Genomic DNA, 17,797 nt, shown 5'->3' with positions numbered 1-17,797 from the left:
TTTGTGCGAAGTATGCCAAAGGCAGGGGGCAAATTCAATTCACGGAAACGCCAGTGTCAGAATGTGTACCAAACCCCGAATTTGAAGGCGGATGGGCGCGGCGATTGGTGGAGAACGACGGCGGAGGTGAGGAAGCTGTTTTTGCCGAAGCGGTAGACGTGGGTCGGGGTGAGTGACAGGCTGTGCGTGCCGTTGGCGTGTTCCCAGGTGGATTGCAGCATGACCTTGCTACGGGCAGTGACGGTAAGGCCGAGGGTGGCTTCGAGTTTGGGGCGGTGGGTGTCGTCCTTGGGGCGCCAAGACCATGTGGTATCCAGCGCCATCCAGCCTGATTTGTCGCGCAAGAGGTAGTTGCGTCCCCATGACAGGCCGGGGCGGATCACGGGGCTTTGGAGCCCCGGATACCATTCTGCGCCCAGAGCGAGGTCGGCAGACAGGCGGCTGTGTTTTCCGTTCCATAGGGGGGTACGGGCGAAGAGGAGCGCACTACCCGATCCGGTGAAATCGCTGCCGCCGTCGAAACCCAGAGTGAGCCGAGGCCGCAGGCCATATTCGATGTAGAGCGAACTGTAGCTGGCGGAACCGGGTGTTATGGGGCTTTCCGTTGCGAAGGATGCAAAGCCATTCCCCTGGTCACGCATCCACGGCCCGGACAGGGCGGGTGTTGCGGCAAACAGGAGAAATAGCAGCGTTCGGATCATGGCACCCTCCGTTCAAGCATTTGGGAAGGAAGGTAAATTATCGGTTAACCACATGTTTCCGGTGCCAAAAACTCCTAGCCAGATTTGCCAGGGCTGGTCTAAGCTGAACTTAGAGGAGGAGCCCATGCCCAAGATTTCCAAGAATGCGAGCCATCAAACAGTCATCACGACGTTCGAAATGACGCCGGGAACCTGCCAGGATCTTATGGACGCCCTGACCGACGCCTATGAGACTTTTATCTCCAAGCAACCCGGTTTCATTGCGGCGGGGTTGCACGTGAACGATGCGCAGACGCGGATTGCCAACTACTCGCAATGGGAGAGGCGCGAGGACTTTCAGGCGATGCTGCGCAGCGACGAGATGCGCGAGAGGAACCGCAAGATCAACCAGCTGTGCCGCAGCTTCGAGCCGGTGATGTATGATGTTGCCGAGGCCTTTGACTGAGGTTGCAAAACGGGTCTGACCTGAATCAAGGCGACTGATGCGGGTTCGCCCTAGGCTTGGGACACTCGGAAGGAGTGGCGCAATGTACAAACATATTCTTGTTCCCGTGTCCTTTGACGACGATAGAAACGTCGCAGCCTCGGTCGCGGTTGCCGTCAAGCTGTTGGATGATGGTGGCAAGATCACCATGATCCACGTGATGGACCAATTGCCGGCCTATGCAATCAACTATGTCCCCGAAGGCTTTCACGAAAAGGCACGTGGTGCCATCGTGCAATCGCTTGAAGACCTGGCCCGCGATGCGGATGCTGATGTCGAGGGCGTTGTGGTTGAAGGCCATTCTGGACGCACTATTGTTGATTGGGCCGACGAACACGATGTCAATCTGATCGTGATTGCATCGCATCGGCCCGGGATGCAGGACTATCTGTTGGGTAGCACCGCCGCACGCGTTGTTCGCCATGCGCGCTGTGCCGTTCACGTTGTGCGCTGACGTCGAAAAGCTGGAGAAACGACATGTATAAGAACATCCTTGTACCGATTGCCGCGGACCACGATCCGCGCACTGCAGAAGTGGTGAAGATTGCCAAGCTTCTGGCGGATGAAGGGGCGCGTATCACGGCCCTGACCGTTCTTGAGGCGATCCCGGACTATATCGTGCAGCAGTTGCCCGAGGGCCAGATTGAGCACAACATTTCCGCCATGTCTGATGGGCTGTCGGAAGACCTGCAAGGCACCGGACTCGAAGTGGCTGTGGTATCAGGGCATTCCGGGCGGACGATCCTCGAGTACGCGGATGAGCATGATGTCGATTGCATCGTCATGGCATCACACCGGCCGGGACTGAGCGATTATCTTCTTGGCTCGACAGCAGCGCGGGTTGTGCGTCATGCGCAATGTGCCGTGCATGTGATGCGCTGAGCCTGATCCATGAAAGGTTGGATCGGTAAAGTGAGTGTACTTGCCTTGTGTCTGGGTAGTTTTTCTGCCCGGGCGCAGGACGGTGGTGGCGTAGGGTTGTCCCAAACCCAAACCGCAAAAGTTGTCAGTATCCTGGAGGAGGGATTCGAGACCTGTTCGAAGGTGGTGGCTGAGTATAAGGTTGATTGTTTTCAACAGTCCTACCGGGCCGGCGCGAAGGTGCTTTCGCATAATGCGGGTTACTGGGAAGCCGAGGTCGCCCTGACGCGAGTGAGCAGGAACCTCTACCAATTCGTGCGTGCCAACACTGACACTTCGGCGGGGCGGCTGCGGGAAGGGGGATTTCGCATGAAGGCCGTGACGCAAGAGGCGATGCCGCAAGCACGCAAAGTGTTTCGCCAGAACGTGGCACGGGCGGAAACCTTGTTGCGTGACGTCAGCCCGAGCGAAGCAAAGTATTTTACGCCGATCGCCGATGTGATTGGTCAATTCGGCGACATCAACTAGCGCCGAGACGGGCAGTATTTGGGAGAAAAAATGCGTTTATTGAAAGTTGTTTCCGCGTTGGTGATCAGCGCGATGCCGGCTTGGGCGAACGAGGTTTCTATTGCACCGGATGTTCCTTGGGTCGAGGTGCAGACGGAAGAAGGAGCCGTTGAAATCCAGCGGGTGCAGGACACGTCGAACGTGATTGGCGGTGATTGGGCGCGCACCTCGCGGCCCTGTCCGAACTTCTGTGTTCAGCCGATGGTTCCCGCGCCGGGCGTGACACCGATTGGCGAGTTGGAAATCCTTGAAATGCTGCAAGATCCCGAGGCCATTGTTGTCGATAGTCGGGTGGTGCCCAACTATGAAAGTGGCGCGATTCCCGGTGCCATCAATATTCCCTATACCGAAGCCGCAGACCGGTTGGACGAACTGGGGTGCGAGATCGATTTCGACGGGTTCATCTGTGACGAGGCCAAGAAGGTTGCGCTGTATTGCAACGGCAACTGGTGCGGCCAGTCGCCCACTGCGGCGCGCCGGATGATCGCGGCAGGGTTTCCGGCAGAAAAGCTGTTTTACTATCGCGGCGGAATGCAGGCCTGGCGGCTTTTGGGGCTGACCGTCACAGAGTAGTCCGAGGGGCGAATTTGCCTGTCTGTGGCACGTCGGTATCATGACGGTATTGCGGCGGTGCGGTTTTCGGCGCACCGTCGTTTTGTTTTGGCATTGGAGGGATGCGAGATGAGTGATTTGCCCGTGGTTGGCGCTCAGCTGAGCGTGCTGGATCTCGACAGGCACAGGGACTGGCTGTTCGAGAAGGACCGCGATCTCGAACTGCCCGAATTCTGTATGGCGGACATCCTGAACAATGCCGAGCCCTTTATCGACATGGCCAAGTCCAAGCTGGATGGCTGGGACGGGCGGCTGGGTATTCATGGGCCGTTTTCGGGCTTTGAACTGCATACGCGCGACAAGGAGGTGCGCGCGGTTGTTCAGACCCGGCTTGAGCAGGCGCTGAATGTCTGCGAGCAGTTGGGGGCGGTGCAGATGGTCATTCATTCGCCCTATGATCCCTGGGATCGGGACAATCTGGACAATGGACCGAAGGATCGCGAAAAGCGGGTCAGCGCCATTCTCGACACGCTTGGACCTGCGTTGACCCGGGCCGAGGACCTTGGGGTCGAGATGGTGATGGAGAACATCAAGGATACCGATCCGGGTGACCGGATGGCGGTGATCGAGGCGGCCGACAGCGCGGCGCTGCGGTTGTCGGTGGATACCGGGCATGCGCATTGGGCCCACACGATCTGTGGCGCGCCGCCGGCGGACCGGTTCATTTCCCATGCAGGTGCCATGCTGGGCCATGTACATTTGCAGGACACGGATGGGTATGCCGACCGTCACTGGCCCCTGGGCTGTGGCAACATCACGTGGCACGGCGTGTTCGAGGCGATCAAGCGGACCAAAGCAAACCCGCATCTGATTGTCGAGATCAACGATTTCGACCGGGTGGAAGAGAGTGTGAAACACCTCGAGGCGCTGGGGCTGGCGCAGTAGGGTCACGCGCCGCCGAGATCGCCCTCATCGAATTTGAAGGCCTTGCCAAATCCCGCGTTCAACAGGGCGCGGGTGAGGGTGAAACGTACGAAGGTGAAATCGGCAAAGTCGATGTAGAGTTTCGCCTTGGGGTGGGTCTGCAGATAGTGATCGCGCAACACCGGATGATGGCTCGTGTCGCGCGGCAGGAAGGTGGCCGTGCACTCCAGTGTCAGGCGGGGATGGGTGAGAGGATCGCCTTTTGGTCCCGGCTCGCCAAGCAGCAGGGAACAGCGGGGATCGGCCCTGAGCGCGGCAGTGTGGGAGGACAGGCTCGAGATCAGGGTGACGGGCGTGCCGTCAAGATCGGTACCGATGGCGATGCGGGTGACAGAGGGCGCCCCGGAGGCCGGGTCGAGCACCGCGAGGGCGCCGTAGGTGGCGCCGGAGATCAGCTGACGGGCGAGCGCGCGGGCGTCGTCGTCAAGCGGTTGGAACGGGTCTTTGGGGGCGGTCATTGTGCTCGGCCTTTTTCACAAAGATGGCATCGAACCTGCGGAAAGTCCAATGAACACAAGCGGAAGGCCGCCACCATCACCCAATGGTGCCTAGTGCAGACAGCAGAATGAACCGGTTTTCGCATCGCCCATGAGGCGGTCGAAGTGACGGCCTTTCATGTGCACGAGGGTGCGGTGATCGCCGGCTTCGAACCAGACGTCATCCAGACCCATCATCTGTCTGTCGATGATCGTTGGCACGCCATAGGCCACGCCGACGGGCGGCGCTGCGCCGATTTCGCAGTCTTCGAAAACCTCGGCAACCTCGTCTTCGGGCGCAAGGCCAAGGCGGCGGTCCATGATCGATTGCAGCATGTGCAGATCAACCATCATGTGGCTGGGCACCACGGCGACAAAGGGAGTTTCCTCCATGTGGATCAGCACCGATTTGGCAAGGTGATCGCCGGGGATATGCGCCTGTTCGGCGGTTTCGCTGGCGGTGGCGGTATAGGGGTGGGCAAGCATGTCGAATGGCAGGCCCTTGGCATCGAGGTGATGCTTGAGACGGGACGCAATGGCCATAGTGTCCTCCTGTGACAGAGGGCGCCGCGGCCGCGAGAATGCCTGTATCAAACGTGTCGACATCAACGGTTTTTTGCGTTGGCAAGGCTGCGCGCCCGGGCAGTTTCTGCGGTGTGGGCGCTGGGCCAGATCGCTGTTTTCAAGCGGTGTGTCGAAACGCGTGTCTGGGCGCAACCGGAGCGCCCTATAGGGTTTCGTGATGGGATCAGTGTGACGCAACAGGGGTGAGTCGGGCAAGGGGCTAGCGCAGATAGGCAAAGCGGTAGGACAGGGCGACCCCACCTGCGCCGCCGAGTATGTTGCCGAGGGTGACCCAGAGAAGGTTGCCGGCAATGGCGGAGAGGGGCACTTCGGCTCCGGCGAAAAGCCCTTGAGGGAAAAGGTACATATTGGCGACCGAGTGTTCCAGCCCCAGGAGGACAAACCCCGCGATGGGCCACAGGATGGCGAGGATCTTGCCCGCCACGGTGCGGGCCGCAAAGGTGAGCCAGACCGCAAGGCAGACCAGCGCATTGCACAGCGCCCCGCGCATGAAGGCCTCGGACGGGGAGAGCGTGGCCTTGGCGCGGGCGATGGCGCTGGCGGTATCGCCCATCGCGCCCTCGAGAAGGCCGGTGAGGCCAAAGGCGAGGGCCAGCCCCACGGCGCCGATCAGGTTGCCGAGATAGACGATGGTCCAGTTGCGCAGAAGCGCGGACAGGGGGATCTTGCGATCCACTGCGGCCATGGTCATCAGGGCGTTGCCGGTAAAGAGTTCGGCCCCGCCCACGACCACGAGGATGAGACCAAGGCAAAAGACCACCCCGCCGAGAAAACGGGCGGGGCCGAAGGTGGGGTCGACGCCGCTCATCACCATGGTGTAGGCCGCGCCGCCAAAGCCGATGAAGGCCCCTGCGAGGAGGGCGAGGGTCAGGGTTTGTGACAGGGTAAGGCGGGCCTTGGCCACGCCGGCAGTTTCGACCAGACGGGCGATTTCCGCGGGTTTGTAGGCGTCGAGGCCGGTTGGGTTGTCGGTGCTCATGGGGTCAGCATGGGCACTATCGGGCAAGACGGGCTTTGATCGGGATCATTGCGCGGGGGATGTCAGGCGGTTGCGACGGTTGGTTAATGCGCCAAATAGGGCTGCGGTATCACGTCGGTAATGCGTCGGTATTGCGACGGTATGGAGGGGCCGGCGCGACGGGTTAAGGCCGCGTGCGGTGGTTGCAGAGGCGTTAAGGGGACGGGCGGTTCAGGACAGGGCGGCGGCGGCGCAGGTGCGGAATTTCTGCACCTCGGGCGCGGCACCGGCGAGCGGCAGGACAACATCCTGAGCCCCGGTAAAGGCGCGGGCGGCGCGGTTGAGGGCGAGGCCGTCGAGAACGTTGCCAAAGCCGCTGTCGGCGACGTTCAGGGTATGGTCCTCGTCCGAGAGGGCATGGCCTTGGGTCGAGATGGTGATCTCCTGCCCGCCGACAAAGCGCATGGCGAACCAGACCGAGGGCTGCCACGGGGCATCCTTGCGGGTGATCGCGAGGGTGTAGAGCGGTTGCGCGGGATCGTAGGTCAGGAAGACATGCGCGGCGTCGGTGTCATGCGAGAGGGTGCAGACCTCGCCTACGGTGGCTTCCCACGCGAGGGCGGGGCTTGAGAGGGTGAGGGCGAGGATCAGGCCGCGCATGCGGGGGAGGATAGGGCGCAACGGGGGGATGGCAAAGGCAGGTCAGGTGCGGCTTGTTGATGGGCGTGCTCGTTGGCAGAATTGCGGGTGTATTAAACGAGTAGCGACATGGGGTGGCTCCTTTCGAGGTGGGTAAGGAAGCGCACAATAGGGCGATGTGGTGGATCGGCAAACTAGCGCGGGTAAGAGACAGTCAAACTTGTATGGTTTTTAAGTCAGAAGTGTGTCGATTTGCCCTCTATCCTGAGTTGATCAAAGGTGTCTGAATTCTCTTTGTAGTATCTCCTGAGAGGCGAGATTTACTTTTTGAAACTTAGATACTTTGAACGCCTTTGGCGAAAACTTGTGGTGGAATGAATGGGAATTTTGACTTTTCAACAGGCACTCGATCATAGTTCCGAATATAAAAAGAGACACTTATTGCTGGGCAATGGGTTTAGCATAGCGTGCAAGCCAGAGATTTTCTCTTATGGCTCTCTGTTTAACAATGCTGACTTCTCGGCAAATCCCAATCTTCCAAAGGTTTTCGATGCTCTCGGTACAACTGACTTCGAAGTTGCAATACGAGCTCTAGAGAATGCGTCCGCAATTTCTGGGATTTACGTTTCAGATTCACACGATCCAAGTGCTGATATGTTGAGAGATGCTCAAGCACTGAAAGAAATCCTAATCTCAACCGTTACTAGAAATCACCCAGACGGACCGTTTGACGTTGAAGAAGAACAATTCCTGAATTGCAGGAACTTCCTGAGCAACTTCATTGGCCCCGAAATCAATGGGCACGTCTATACTTTGAACTATGATTTGCTTCTTTATTGGACGCTAATGCATTCAGAATTTTCTGATGGTTCGAAGGTGGAGCTAAGGACAGTAGACGGTTTCGGCGATGACGACCCAAGCCACAAGGAAGACTACGTTACTTGGCAAGGCGAAGGTAGTCGGATGCACTCGAATGTGTTCTTTTTGCATGGCGCGCTGCACCTTTTTGATGGTGGTCGAGAGTTGCAAAAATTCACCTGGATAAGAAAGGATGAGAGGTTAAAGGAGCAATCTTGGGAAGCCATGAATTCTGGCAGGCTTCCATTGTTTGTTGCTGAAGGAACAACGAGTCAAAAGGCAACTAAAATTCAGCATCACGCTTATCTGTTTCAATGCTTGAAAAGTTTCAGGGCGTGTGTTGATACAATTAAGACGTGCATTTTCGTTCATGGTCATTCTTTGGCAGACAACGACGGACACATTTTTAGAGAGATAGCTCGCGGGCGTTGCCAAAGGATATACGTAAGCCTTCACGGAAACCCATCCAGCGAACCGAATAGAGAAATCATGGCAAAGGCCCAGGCTCTGGCTGCGGCTCGAAGCTCAGGCTATACGCTCAATGCCCATTTCTACGATGCCGAGAGCGCTCACGTTTGGGGATAATTTTTGGTTGGTAACTGACCGGCCAACTCGATTTCACCTCCCCCGCCTTTTCACATTCCCCCCACGTTGCCCCGGGCGGCCTGCGGTTGAACGGCCGCGGGATTTGACGGCTTGTTCGCTGGCGGCCTCGACGGCGTATTGGCGGGCCATGGGGTCGTCGGCGACGGCGAGGTCGACCGCCTCAAGCCGTTTGATCTCGTCGCGCAGGCGGGCGGCTTCTTCGAATTCGAGGTTCTCGGCTGCCTTGCGCATGTCGGTGCGCAGGCCGTCGAGGACGGCTTCGAGATTGCCGCCGTGCAGGGGCTTGTCGACCTTGGCGGTGACGCGGTTCATGTCGACGTCGCCTTCGTAGAGGCCCGCCAGCACGTCTTCGACGTTCTTTTTCACCGTCGCCGGGGTGATGCCGTGTTCCTCGTTATAGGCGATCTGGCGGGCGCGGCGGCGGTTGGTTTCGTTCAGGGCGCGCTCCATCGAGCCGGTGATCTTGTCGGCATACATGATGACGCGGCCTTCGGCGTTCCGCGCGGCGCGGCCGATGGTCTGGATGAGGGAGGTTTCCGAGCGCAGGAAGCCTTCCTTGTCGGCGTCGAGAATGGCGACGAGGCCGCATTCGGGGATGTCGAGGCCCTCGCGCAAGAGGTTGATGCCGACCAGCACGTCGAAGGCGCCGAGGCGCAGGTCGTGCAGGATCTCGATACGTTCCAGCGTGTCGATGTCGGAGTGCATGTAGCGCACGCGGATGCCCTGTTCGTGCAGGTATTCGGTGAGGTCTTCGGCCATGCGTTTGGTGAGGGTGGTGACGAGGGTGCGGAAGCCCTGATCGGCCATCTTGCGGACCTCGTCGAGGAGGTCATCGACCTGCATTTCCACGGGGCGGATTTCGACCTGCGGATCGAGGAGGCCGGTGGGGCGGATCACCTGTTCTGTGAAGACGCCGCCGGATTGTTCCATCTCCCAGTTGGCCGGGGTGGCCGAGACGAAGACGGATTGCGGGCGCATGGCGTCCCATTCCTCGAACTTCAGGGGGCGGTTGTCCATGCAGGAGGGCAGGCGGAAGCCGTGTTCGGCCAGCGTGAACTTGCGGCGGTGGTCGCCGCGGTACATGCCGCCGATCTGGGGCACCGAGACGTGGCTCTCATCGGCAAAGACGATGGCGGTGTCGGGGATGAATTCGAACAGGGTGGGGGGCGGTTCGCCGGGGGCGCGGCCGGTGAGGTAGCGCGAGTAGTTCTCGATCCCGTTGCAGTGGCCGGTGGCCTCGAGCATCTCGATGTCGAAGTTGGTGCGTTGCTCAAGGCGCTGGGCTTCGAGCAGCTTGCCTTCGCCGACAAGGATGTCGAGGCGTTCGCGCAGTTCCTTCTTGATCGAGATGACCGCCTGGTTGAGCGTCGGTTTCGGGGTCACGTAGTGCGAGTTCGCATAGACCCGAATTTTCTCCATCGTGCCGGTCCGTTCGCCGGTGAGCGGGTCGAATTCGGTGATGGCTTCGAGTTCCTCGCCGAAGAAGGAGAGTTTCCAGGCGCGGTCTTCGAGGTGGGCGGGGAAGATTTCGAGACTGTCGCCGCGTACGCGGAAGGAGCCGCGCTGGAAGGCCTGATCGTTGCGGCGGTATTGCTGGGCCACCAGTTCGGCCATGACGGCGCGCTGGTCGTATTCCTTGCCGACCTCGAGGTCCTGGGTCATGGCCGAGTAGGTTTCCACCGAGCCGATGCCGTAGATGCAGGAGACCGAGGCGACGATGATGACGTCGTCGCGTTCCAGAAGGGCGCGGGTGGCCGAGTGGCGCATCCGGTCGATCTGTTCGTTGATCTGGGATTCCTTCTCGATATAGGTGTCGCTGCGCGGCACGTAGGCCTCGGGCTGGTAGTAGTCGTAGAAGGAGACGAAGTATTCCACGGCGTTGTCGGGGAAGAAGCCCTTCATCTCGCCGTAGAGCTGGGCCGCGAGCGTCTTGTTCGGGGCAAGGATGATGGCGGGGCGCTGGGTTTGTTCGATGACCTTGGCCATGGTGAAGGTCTTGCCGGTGCCGGTGGCGCCGAGAAGCACCTGATTGCGCTCGCCTGCGTTCACGCCTGCCGAGAGTTCGGCGATGGCGGTGGGCTGGTCGCCGGCCGGTTCGAACTCGGTTGCCATGACGAAGGCCTTGCCGCCCTCGAGCTTGTCGCGGGGCGAGGTTTGCGCCGTTGGCACGGATTTGTCGGAATGGGCGTAGGGCATTGGGTGAGTCCTTTGGTTGCCCCTAGATTTGATCTCTTTTTGTTCCTGTTCAAGCCCTGTTTGGACGATGTGCGCTTCGTGCTAGGAAAGAGTGGTTTGCGGTTGGTGAAAGAGGGGTGCGGAAATGTCTTTGTATACGGAATTGAGGGACTGGTACGAGCCGATTGGCGGCATCAGGTATCGCACCACCAAGGAGATCTGCTGGGAGGTTGGGCGCAAGGGGTCGGACCTTTGGGTGATCGTGCCGACAGGCTATCCTTTCGACGTTTCGATCCCGCGTCTTCTGTGGTGGTTGCTGGATCCACACGATCCGCGGTTTCTCAAGGCCGGAGCGCTGCATGACTTTCTTTTGCATGATGCGCTTTGGGACAGGGTTTCAAGTGCAGCTGCTTTCTCGGATTCCCTTCGGGCGGAGAAGGTGGGTCGGTTCAAGCGGCTGATGATGGTTTTCGCAGTGATTGCCTGGAAATGGCGTTGATCATCCCAGTTTATGCTGCACAGCAGAAAGGCAAAGTGAGAGTGATTCTTGGCGATTTGCAGAAAGTGACGTGGGGGCATTTGGCAAAAAACTATCATTTCTGACAGGTTTTTTGAAATTCAAACTCTCGAATTGGTAAGTCGGGCTGTCCGGTTTTGTAATTTTCGAAAAGAAATTGCGGCAACTGCGAAATATTTCGTCGCAGTGCTTGTCATTTGATTCAAACACCGCGTATCATTTATTCCAGCAAGCAGCAGAACTTGGTTGTCGAGCAGGCCGCACTTACACCCCTCGCTCCCCGTGGTTTGACTGATAGCCTTTGCTGCTTGCGGCACTTTTTCCCCCTGTTTTGACCTGTTGTGGCGCATTGAACGCTTGCCCGAGTGCGCGGAATCCCGGATAACGTGGCAAGACCAAGGAGACGGACATGTTCGCACGTATCTACCAGCCAGCTCGCAATGCCATGACCTCGGGTACGGCCAAGACCCGCAACTGGATTCTGGAATATGGTCCTTCGGAAGCGAAAGAGATCGATCCTCTGATGGGCTGGACCGGTTCCGGCGACATGAACTCGCAGGTGCGCATCAAGTTTCCGACCAAGGAAGCGGCGCTGGAGTATGCCAAGGAGCACGGTATCGAGGCGCAGGTGACCGAGCCGCACAAGCGCAAGCCGAACATCCGCGCCGGTGGCTATGGCGAGAACTTTGCCACCAACCGCAAGGGCCCCTGGACCCACTGAGGGGACCTGGGTTTCCGCGATTTGACAGGGCGTGCCATCGGGCGCGCCTTTTTGTTTTGCGACGGTGACGATGTGCGCCCGGCGTGGCCGCCGGGCGGTCTGTTTTCGACGCGTATCAGAAGATGAAATCGTCTGCGTCGAGAAGCGCGATGTTGATGCCGGTCAGGCGGATCGCGGTGGCATTTGCACCGGAGATCAGCGCGTCGGCACCGGACTGGCTCAGGTGGTTGGTGACAAGGTCGGTGAAGTCGGTGATGTCCGTCAGGGCCGAGACGTCGATGTGGTCGATGTCCAGTTCGAAGTCGGTCACCACGTTGGTGGCATTGTCGAGCGGGGTGAAGATGAAGATGTCATCCCCGGCTCCCCCCGTCATGGTGTCGCTGCCGCCACCACCGGTGATCGTGTCGTTGCCGAGGCCGCCGAGGATCAACTCGCTGATGCCTGCGCCGCTGCCGGTGAAGGAGTCGTCGCCATCACCGAGGTCATAGTCGACCCGCGGCGCGGTGAAGTTGTTTGACTGCAGGGCGGTTGTATCGGTGCCGATGACGGTATCATTGCCGTCCCCCGCCGACACTTCGAGCGTGGCCGGAGAGGTGTTGACGCCGACGAAACGGGTGCCGGAGAAATCGAACAGGTTGCCTGTCGCGGTGCCGAACAGCGTGCCGGAGACGAGGTTGATCTGTTCGATGCCGGATCCGTTGACCGTTTCCGTGGCATCGTCGAAATCAAAGGCCGACATGATGAAGTTGACGCCGGCCAGGTTGGTGATGGTGTCCGTGCCAAGGCCGCCGACGATGGTGTCGAGTTCCAGCTGGTCGCCGGTGCGGATTGTGAAGGTATCGTTGCCCGCACCGCCGTTCATGCTGTCGCCGCCGGAGCCGCCTTCGAACAGGTCTGCGCCAGCCCCGCCGTTGATGGTGTCCGAACCGCCGTCGCCGAAGACGACGTTGGAGACGGTTCCGCTGACGGTGAAGAGGTCATCGCCTTCGCCCAGTTCGTAGCGCAGCTGGTTGGTGCTGAAGTTGTTGCTTTGCAAGCCGCTGACGCTGGAGCCGACAACGGTGTCGTTGCCTGCGCCGGTGTTGACCTCGGTGTTCGCAAGGTTCGTGTTTAGCGCAAGGAACTGGATCGCCGAGAAGTCGAAGTTGTCATTGCCGGTGGTGCCAAGCAGCACGTGGTTGTTGAAGGCGATCTGTTCGATGCCGGTGGCGTTGATATTGCCGCCCATCGAGGTGTTGACCATTGTCAGGGTGAAGTCGCTGCCGGTGTTGTTGACGATGCGGTCGGTGCCCGCTTCGCCAAGGTATTCCTCGGTTTCGTGGGCGGAGCCGGCGGTCAGGATGATCTGGTCGTCGCCGTCGCCGCCTTCCACGCGGTCGACGCCGATGCCGCCATCAAGCGTGTCGTTGCCCAGACCGCCAAGCAGCGAGTCATTGTCGGCCCCGCCATCGAGCACATCTGTGCCGTCACCGCCGTTGATGGTGTCGTTGCCAGCCCGGCCAAAGACCACGTCCTTGATCACCCCCGCGCCGGTGAAGCTGTCGGCGCCTGAGCCGAGGTCATAGTCGATCTGGGGGGCGGTGAAGTTGTTGGATTGCAGCGCCGCGATATTGGAGCCGGTGATGGTGTCATTGCCGTCGCCGGACATGACTTCGAAGACGGCAGGCGTGGTGTTGACCGCCGTGAAACGGGTTCCGGCGAAGTCGAAGAAGTCGCCCGATGCGGTGCCGTTGAGGCTGTTGTTGTTGAGTTGGATGGTTTCGACGCTGCTGCCGTTCAGGAGGCCGGTGCCATCATCGAAGTCGAAGAAGGACATGGTAAAGCCAAGTCCGACGCCATTGATGATGATGTCGGACCCATCCCCGCCGGCAAAGTTGTCGAGTTCGGACTGTTCGCCCGCGCGGACATAGAAGGTGTCGTTGCCCGAACCGCCGAGCATCAGGTCGGCGCCGGCCTGGCCTTCGAACCAGTCGTGCCCGCCTTCGCCCTGGATGGTGTCATTGCCGATGCCGCCATAGACTACGTCACGGACTGTGCCGGAGCCGATGAAGAGGTCATTGCCGTCGCCGAGGTCATAATCGTTCTGCGGGGCGGTGAAGCTGTTTGACTGAAGGCCCAGGATGGCAGATCCGAAGATCGTGTCATTGCCGCCGCCAGCAGAGACTTCGAGGGTAGCAGGCGACGTGTTCACAGAGACAAAGCGCGCGCCGACAAAATCGAACATGTTGCCAGCCGAGGTGCCGAACAGGGTGCCGCTGGCAAGGTTGATGTTCTCGACGCCGCTGCCGTTGACCGTGCCGGTGCCGTCGTCGAAATCGAAGACGGTCATGATGAAATTGGCCCCGGCCGCGTTGATGATGGTGTCGCTGCCCGCGCCGCCGACGATGGTGTCGAGTTCGGACTGGTCCAGCGTGCGCAGGGTGAAGGTGTCGTTGCCTGCGCCACCGTCCATGCTGTCTGCCCCGGTGCCGCCCTCGAAGAGATCAACCCCGTTGCCGCCGATCAGCGTATCGGAGCCGTCTTCGCCGAAGACCACGTTGGTGATGGTGCCGGTGCCGGTGAAGTGGTCGTTGCCCTGGCCCAGTTCATAACGGAACTGGCTGACGCCGAAGCTGTTGGTTTGAATACCAGCAAGGCCCGAGCCGATGACGGTGTCATTGCCTGCGCCGGTGTCCAGTTCGGTTGCGGCCAGCGTCGTGCTGACGGCGAGGAACTGTACGCCGCCGAGATCGAAATTGTCTCCGGTCGCGGTGCCCAGCATGCGGAAGCTGTTGAGGGCGATCTGTTCGATGCCGGTGGCGTTGATGTTGCCGCCCATCGAAGTGTTGACCATGGTCAGGGTGAAATCGCCGCCGGTGTTGTTGACGATGCGGTCGGTGCCCGCTTCGCCGAGGTATTCTTCGGTTTCGTGGGCGGAGCCGGCGGTGAGCACGATATGGTCGTCGCCGTCGCCGCCTTCTACGCGGTCGATGCCGATGCCGCCATCAAGCGTGTCGTTGCCCAGACCGCCAATGAGCGAGTCATTGTCGGCCCCGCCATCGAGCACATCGGTGCCGCCGCCACCCGCAATGGTATCGTTGCCGGCCCGACCAAAGACCACATCCTTGACCGTGCCTGCGCCGGTAAAGCTGTCGTTGCCTGCGCCGAGGTCATAGTTGTTCTCGGTGGCGGTGAAGGCGTTGGATTGCACCGCAAGGATGCTTGATCCGGTGATGGTGTCATTGCCGTCTCCGGACATGACTTCGAACACCGAGGGGGTCGTGTTGACCGCGGTAAAGCGGGTGCCGTCGAAGTCGAAGAAATCCCCCGATGCGGTGCCATTGAGGCTGTTGCTGTTGAGCTGGATGGTTTCGACGCTGCTGCCATTCAGGAGGCCGGTGGCGTCATCGAAGTCGAAGAAGGACATGGTAAAGCCAAGCCCGACGCCGTTGATGACGATGTCAGCCCCATCCCCGCCCGCGAAGTGATCGAGCTCGGACTGTTCACCGGCGCGGACATAGAAGGTGTCGTTGCCAAGCCCGCCGAGCATGAGGTCGGCACCGGCCTGGCCTTCGAACCAGTCGTTGCCGCCTTCGCCGCGAATGGTGTCATTTCCGGTGCCGCCATAGACAACGTCGCGCACGTTGCCGGTGCCGGTAAAGTCGTCGTTACCCGCGCCGAGATCATAGTCGTTCTGCGGGGCGGTGAAGGCGTTGGATTGCAGCGCGGCGATGCTTGAGCCGATGATCGTGTCATCGCCGTCACCGGACGAGACCTCGATGTTCGCGGCCGTGGTATTCGCACCGATAAAGCGTGCTCCGGCGAAGTCGAACATGTTGCCAGCCGTGGTGCCGAGGAGCACGCGGGTGGACAGGTTGATGAACTCCACGCCGCTGCCGTTCACAAGGCCGGTGGCGTCGTCGAAGTCGAAGGTCGACATGAGGAAATCGGTTCCGGTGCCGTTGACGATGGTGTCGCTGCCCGCGCCGCCGACGAGGGTGTCGAGTTCGGAGTCGTGGCCGAGACGCAGGTAGAGCGTATCGTTGCCGCCGTCGCCCTGGACAAGGTCGCCGCCTTCTTCGCCTTCGAGCCAATCGTTGCCCTCGCCACCGCGGATGGTGTCGCTGCCGGTGCCGCCAAAGACGAAGTCGACGATGCTGCCGGAGCCGGTGAAATCATCGTTGCCGGTGCCAAGATCGTAGTCGTTCCGAGTGGCGGTGAAGTTGTTCGATTGCAGGCTTGCCTGGTTCGAACCGACAACCGTGTCATTGCCGTCTCCAGTGGAGACTTCGAACAGGCTTGCCGTGGTGCTGACCGCGAGGAAACGGGTGCCATTGTAGTTCTGGTAGTCATCCCCTGTGGTGCCAAGGATCGTCAGGATGCCGGTGTTGATGGTTTCGATGCCGGAGCCGTTGACCGTGCCGGTCAGGTCGGTGACATCAAAGCTGTTGAACACCAGGTTGGAACCGCTGTTGTTGATGAGCGAGTCCGTCCCCGCGCCGCCGACATAGATGTCGCCTAGCGAGGTTGTTCCGGCGCGCACGCGGATGATGTCGTTGCCTGCACCTGCATAGATGCCATTGTCGGCGGCACTCGAGATCAGTTCGTCTGCAAAGGCCGTGCCGATCACGTCTTCGAAGTTGATGGCCGTCAGATCGGTCGTGTTGTTGCGTCCGATGTCGACGGTGCCCGCGCCGAGATCAACCCGCACGGCGCTCGTGGTGGCCAGCAGGGCGCTGGTATCAAGGGTATCCCTGCCGGTGCCGCCATCGGCGTTCATGTTGCCGTTCAGGATGGTGATCCAGTCACTCCCGCCATCGCCGCTGAAGGTTTGCCCGTTGAACTGTGACAGGTAGGGCGAGACTTCGAGGCCCGAGACCAGCACCACGGTGTCATCGCCGCCAAGCGCATTGAGGAAGTTGTTTTCAAAGGCGGTTTGCGGGAAGGCCTGAATTGCGGCGCTGAGGTCGACGGTGTCGGCCTGTTCGGTGAAGAGGCCGTCGGTGACGCCATTGATGGTCACGGTCAGGGTGGCGGTGTTGCTGTTGGCGCCAAAGTCATCCTGCACGATGAAATCGAAGGTCTCCGACAGGCTGCTGCCCGCTGTCAGGCCGTGGACCGTCGGATCGCTGTCATTGACGGTATAGAGATAGGCCCCGGTGAGGGCGTCCCAGGTCAGGGTGCCGTAAAGCCCGGCAATGCCCGTGGTGCCATCGGTGACGCCATCCACCTCGACCACCGAGGTGACGGTGCCGTCGACATCGCTGGCCGCCGAGATCAGGTTGCCGGTGCCGGTGGCGCTGATGTTGATGCCGATGCCCTCGAAGACATCCAGCGAGTCATCGCCTGCCACCGGCGCGTCGTTCACGCCGGTCAGGGCGATCGAAACGGTGGCGGTGTCGGTTTCGCCATCGGGATCGGAAATGGTGTAGCTGAAACTGTCCGCCCCCGGTGCGCCATCGGCCAGGTGATCAAAGGCGCCGCTGGGATCATAGGTGAGGGTGCCATTGACGTTGAGGGTGACGGTTGCCCCGCTGCCGCTCAGGACAACGCTGCCGCCCGGGGCAATGGCCTGCCCGTCGACCATGGTGATGGTGATCGGGTCGTTCTCGGGATCGCTGTCGTTGGTGAGAACGGCAAGGGTAACGGCGGTGTCCTCGTCGGTGCTGTCGGAATCGTCCACCGCGATGGGTGCGTCGTTGATGCCGGTCACGGTGATCACGACCTGGCCGACCGATGTGTCGGTGCCGTCGGACGCCGTGTAGTTGATGATCACGGTGTCCTGCGCGCCGCCGCCAAGATCGACGAAATTGCCATTGGTGTTGAAGGTGATGTCGCCATTGGCCTGGACCGTGGCAATGCCATCGCGGCCACCCACCGATGTCGCCACGAAGCTGGTGCCCGGGGCCACGCCACCGGCAAGCGACACCGTCAGGCTGTCGCCGCTATCGACATCGCTGTCATTGGCCAAGACGTTGCCATTGGCCGACCCGTTGACCGGCGCCACGAGGGCATCATTGACCACCGTTGGCGCATCATTCTGGCCGGTGATGTTGAGGGTGAGGGTTGTGGGCACGGTGGCGGTGCCGTCGGTGACCTGCACGGCGAAGACATCGGTGTCGGAGAAGCCGTCG

At 60.3% G+C, this 17,797-nt stretch carries 16 protein-coding genes; 9 read left to right on the top strand and 7 right to left on the bottom strand.

Going from position 1 to position 17,797, the window contains the following annotated elements; translation table 11 throughout:
• Positions 1–56: 56 nt before the first annotated feature.
• Entirely contained in the window at positions 57–701 is a 645-nt protein-coding gene (locus tag NNA36_RS00080) for a hypothetical protein (RefSeq protein WP_255103076.1), read from the bottom strand.
• 124 nt (positions 702–825) lie between these two features.
• Here NNA36_RS00080 and NNA36_RS00075 point away from each other — a divergent pair, with 124 nt between their 5' ends.
• The 6 genes from NNA36_RS00075 to NNA36_RS00050 all read left to right on the top strand — a co-directional run bounded on the left by NNA36_RS00075 (position 826) and on the right by NNA36_RS00050 (position 4,110).
• Positions 826–1,146: an antibiotic biosynthesis monooxygenase gene (locus NNA36_RS00075; protein WP_255103074.1), complete on the top strand. Its 321-nt coding sequence runs from the start codon at positions 826–828 to the stop codon at positions 1,144–1,146.
• Positions 1,147–1,228: 82 nt separating this feature from the next.
• Positions 1,229–1,639, top strand: coding sequence for a universal stress protein (locus NNA36_RS00070; protein WP_255103072.1), 411 nt, complete (start codon positions 1,229–1,231; stop codon positions 1,637–1,639).
• A gap of 23 nt (positions 1,640–1,662) precedes the next feature.
• Positions 1,663–2,067 carry a universal stress protein gene (locus tag NNA36_RS00065; RefSeq protein WP_255103071.1) on the top strand — a complete coding sequence of 135 codons (405 nt, stop codon included), beginning with the start codon at positions 1,663–1,665 and terminating at the stop codon, positions 2,065–2,067.
• Positions 2,068–2,076: 9 nt separating this feature from the next.
• Positions 2,077–2,574 (top strand): hypothetical protein, encoded by a 498-nt coding sequence (locus tag NNA36_RS00060; RefSeq protein WP_255103068.1) that lies wholly within the window; start codon positions 2,077–2,079, stop codon positions 2,572–2,574.
• A gap of 30 nt (positions 2,575–2,604) precedes the next feature.
• Positions 2,605–3,186, top strand: a complete 582-nt coding sequence (locus NNA36_RS00055) for a rhodanese-like domain-containing protein (protein ID WP_255103066.1) — start codon at positions 2,605–2,607, stop codon at positions 3,184–3,186.
• Between the two features lie 108 nt (positions 3,187–3,294).
• On the top strand, positions 3,295–4,110 hold the full coding sequence (locus tag NNA36_RS00050; RefSeq protein ID WP_255103065.1) for a sugar phosphate isomerase/epimerase: 816 nt from the start codon (positions 3,295–3,297) through the stop codon (positions 4,108–4,110).
• A gap of 2 nt (positions 4,111–4,112) precedes the next feature.
• Here NNA36_RS00050 and NNA36_RS00045 read toward each other — a convergent pair whose 3' ends face one another.
• The 4 genes from NNA36_RS00045 to NNA36_RS00030 all read right to left on the bottom strand — a co-directional run bounded on the left by NNA36_RS00045 (position 4,113) and on the right by NNA36_RS00030 (position 6,828).
• Positions 4,113–4,607, bottom strand: a complete 495-nt coding sequence (locus NNA36_RS00045) for a HugZ family protein (RefSeq protein WP_255103063.1) — start codon at positions 4,605–4,607, stop codon at positions 4,113–4,115.
• 90 nt (positions 4,608–4,697) lie between these two features.
• Positions 4,698–5,168 (bottom strand): aminoacyl-tRNA deacylase, encoded by a 471-nt coding sequence (locus tag NNA36_RS00040; RefSeq protein WP_255103062.1) that lies wholly within the window; start codon positions 5,166–5,168, stop codon positions 4,698–4,700.
• 241 nt (positions 5,169–5,409) lie between these two features.
• Positions 5,410–6,189: a formate/nitrite transporter family protein gene (locus NNA36_RS00035; RefSeq protein ID WP_255103060.1), complete on the bottom strand. Its 780-nt coding sequence runs from the start codon at positions 6,187–6,189 to the stop codon at positions 5,410–5,412.
• Between the two features lie 210 nt (positions 6,190–6,399).
• Positions 6,400–6,828, bottom strand: coding sequence for a hypothetical protein (locus NNA36_RS00030; protein ID WP_255103059.1), 429 nt, complete (start codon positions 6,826–6,828; stop codon positions 6,400–6,402).
• Positions 6,829–7,185: 357 nt separating this feature from the next.
• Between NNA36_RS00030 and NNA36_RS00025 the strand changes: the two genes are divergently transcribed.
• Positions 7,186–8,250: a DUF4917 family protein gene (locus NNA36_RS00025; RefSeq protein ID WP_255103057.1), complete on the top strand. Its 1,065-nt coding sequence runs from the start codon at positions 7,186–7,188 to the stop codon at positions 8,248–8,250.
• A 33-nt stretch (positions 8,251–8,283) separates the two neighbouring features.
• Here the strand turns inward: NNA36_RS00025 and uvrB are convergent, their stop codons facing one another.
• A complete protein-coding gene (uvrB, locus tag NNA36_RS00020; RefSeq protein ID WP_255103055.1) occupies positions 8,284–10,467 on the bottom strand; it encodes an excinuclease ABC subunit UvrB in 2,184 nt (727 codons plus the stop codon).
• A 124-nt stretch (positions 10,468–10,591) separates the two neighbouring features.
• Between uvrB and NNA36_RS00015 the strand changes: the two genes are divergently transcribed.
• Entirely contained in the window at positions 10,592–10,945 is a 354-nt protein-coding gene (locus NNA36_RS00015) for a DUF1353 domain-containing protein (protein WP_255103053.1), read from the top strand.
• A 427-nt stretch (positions 10,946–11,372) separates the two neighbouring features.
• Positions 11,373–11,684, top strand: coding sequence for an ETC complex I subunit (locus tag NNA36_RS00010; RefSeq protein WP_255103050.1), 312 nt, complete (start codon positions 11,373–11,375; stop codon positions 11,682–11,684).
• Positions 11,685–11,799: 115 nt separating this feature from the next.
• Here the strand turns inward: NNA36_RS00010 and NNA36_RS00005 are convergent.
• Positions 11,800–17,797: Ig-like domain-containing protein (locus NNA36_RS00005; RefSeq protein ID WP_255103047.1), on the bottom strand; the 5,998-nt coding region annotated here is incomplete at its 5' end.

This window comes from Shimia sp. CNT1-13L.2 (assembly GCF_024331145.1).
GTDB lineage: Bacteria > Pseudomonadota > Alphaproteobacteria > Rhodobacterales > Rhodobacteraceae > Shimia.
This window is presented reverse-complemented; position numbering and strand designations above follow the sequence as displayed.